Source organism: Streptomyces sp. 13-12-16, assembly GCF_002114215.1.
Lineage (GTDB): Bacteria > Actinomycetota > Actinomycetes > Streptomycetales > Streptomycetaceae > Streptomyces.
The window spans coordinates 1-2,382 of the sequence record NZ_NCTE01000525.1; the positions used below are offsets into that span (position 1 = coordinate 1).

A 2,382-nucleotide genomic window follows, 5' to 3' on the forward strand; every position below is an offset into this window, starting at 1 on the left:
GTCCTGGTCCTGGAGCGCCTGTCCGACGCCCGCCGCAACGGGCACGAGGTGCTCGCGGTGGTCCGCGGCGCGGCCGTCAACCAGGACGGCGCCTCCAACGGCCTGACCGCCCCCAACGGCCGCGCCCAGCAGCGCGTCATCCGCGCCGCCCTCGCCGACGCCCGCCTCACCCCGGCCGACGTCGACGTGGTCGAGGCGCACGGCACCGGCACCACCCTCGGCGACCCCATCGAGGCGCACGCCCTCATCGCCGCCTACGGCACCGGCCGTGACCCGGAGCGGCCGCTGCTGCTCGGCACGGTCAAGTCCAACCTGGGCCACACCCAGGCCGCCGCCGGTGTCGCCGGCGTCATCAAGACCGTGCTCGCCCTGCGCCACGGCGAACTGCCCCGCACCCTCCACATCGACACCCCGTCGACCCACGTCGACTGGTCCGACGGCACGGTCTCCCTGCTCCGCGAGCACCGCGCCTGGCCGGAGACCGGCCGGCCGCGCCGCGCCGGCGTCTCCGCCTTCGGCGTCAGCGGCACCAACGCCCACGTCCTGCTGGAGCAGGCCCCGGTGGACGACGAGCCACGTACTGACGCGGCTCCCGTGGTGCCCGCCGAAGTGCCCTGGCTCGTGTCCGCCCGCACCACCGAGGCCCTCACGGACCAGACCGAACGGCTGGTGTCGTTCACCGCCGCCCACCCGGACACCCCGGCTCTCGACACCGCCTACACCCTGGCCGTCGGCCGCACCGCGTTCGAGCACCGGGCGGTGCTGCTCGCGGGCGTCGGGGGCGGGGCGCCGGTGGAGGTGGCGCGTGGTCGTGCGGGGGAGCGGTCGCCGGCGGTGCTGTTCTCGGGTCAGGGCTCCCAGCGGCCCGGCATGGGCCGCGAACTGTACGCCCGGTTCCCGGTGTTCGCCGAAGCCCTCGACGCCGTACTGGCGCGGCTGGACGCGGAGTCGGACCGTCCGCTGCGTGAGGTGCTGTTCGCCGAGGAGGGCACTCCCGAGGCGGAACTCCTCGACACCACCGGCTACACGCAGCCGGCGCTGTTCGCCGTCGAGGTGGCGTTGTTCCGGCTGGTGGAGTCGTGGGGTGTGACGCCGGAGTTCGTCGGAGGCCATTCGGTCGGTGAGATCGCGGCCGCGCACGTGGCCGGGGTGCTGTCCCTGGAGGATGCGTGCACGCTGGTCGCGGCCCGTGCCCGGCTGATGCAGGAACTCCCCGCGGGTGGCGCGATGGTGGCGATCGAGGCCGCCGAGGAGGAGGTCACCCGCAAGCTGACCGCCGGTGTGTCGGTGGCGGCGGTCAACGGTCCGGACGCCGTGGTCGTCGCCGGTGACGAGACGGAAGTCCTGGCGTTGGCGGAGGAGTTCGCCGGCCAGGGCCGCAGGACGCGGCGGCTGTCGGTGAGCCACGCCTTCCACTCGCCGCTGATGGAGCCCATGCTGGCCGCCTTCCGCGAGGTCGCGGAGGGTCTGACCTACGCCGAGCCGCGCATCCCCGTCGTGTCCAACGTGACCGGCGAGATCGCCGGCCCCGACCTGCTGTGCTCCGCCGACTACTGGGTGCGCCACGTCCGGCAGACGGTGCGGTTCGCCGATGGTGTGCGGGCGCTGGCCGGGGCGGGTGTGAACGCGTTCCTGGAGCTGGGCCCCGACGGTGTCCTGACCGGAATGGCGGCCCGGGTGCTGGACGGCGGCGAGGACGTCGTGTCGGTGCCGGTGCTGCGCGAGGACCGTCCCGAGGAGACCGCCCTGCTCACCGCGCTGGCCCGACTCCACGTCACCGGCGTCGACATCGACTGGGACGCCTGGTTCCGCGGGACCGGCGCCCGTCGTACCGAGCTGCCCACCTACGCCTTCCAGCGCGAGCACTACTGGCCCGAACCGGCTGCCGCGTCCGGCGCGGGAGCCGGGCAGGACCCGGCGGACGCCGCCTTCTGGGCCGCCGTGGAACGGGAGGACCTCGAGGCGCTGTCCGCCACGCTCGACCTGGACGACACCGTCCTGTCGGACGTGCTGCCCGCGCTCTCCTCGTGGCGCCGCGGACTCAACGAACGGTCCCTGGTGGACGGCTGGCGCTACCGGGTGAGCTGGCGTCCGCTGACGGCCGGCGCCGTCAAGTCCCCGGCCGCCGACGGCCCCTGGCTCGTACTGATCCCCACCGTGCTCGACGGCGACCCGTGGGCCGAGGCCGTCGCCGACGCCCTCGGCGCCGACGCGGTGCGCGTGGTCTGCGCTCCGGACGACGCCGCTCTCGGCGGACGGCTGGCGGAAGCCGCCGACGGCACCGAGTACGCCGGTGCGGTCTCCCTGTTCGCCGCAGCGGCGGACGGCGGCGCCGACGGTGCGCTGCCGTCCGGTGCCGCCTGGCCCGACGTCCTGCTGGAC

The 2,382-nt window shown here is 75.0% G+C and carries 1 protein-coding gene; it reads left to right on the forward strand.

All coding sequences use genetic code 11. The annotated features are described in order from the left end of the window. Positions 1 to 2,382 (forward strand): type I polyketide synthase (locus B7767_RS21250; protein WP_143652572.1); only part of this gene is annotated, 2,382 nt, incomplete at both ends.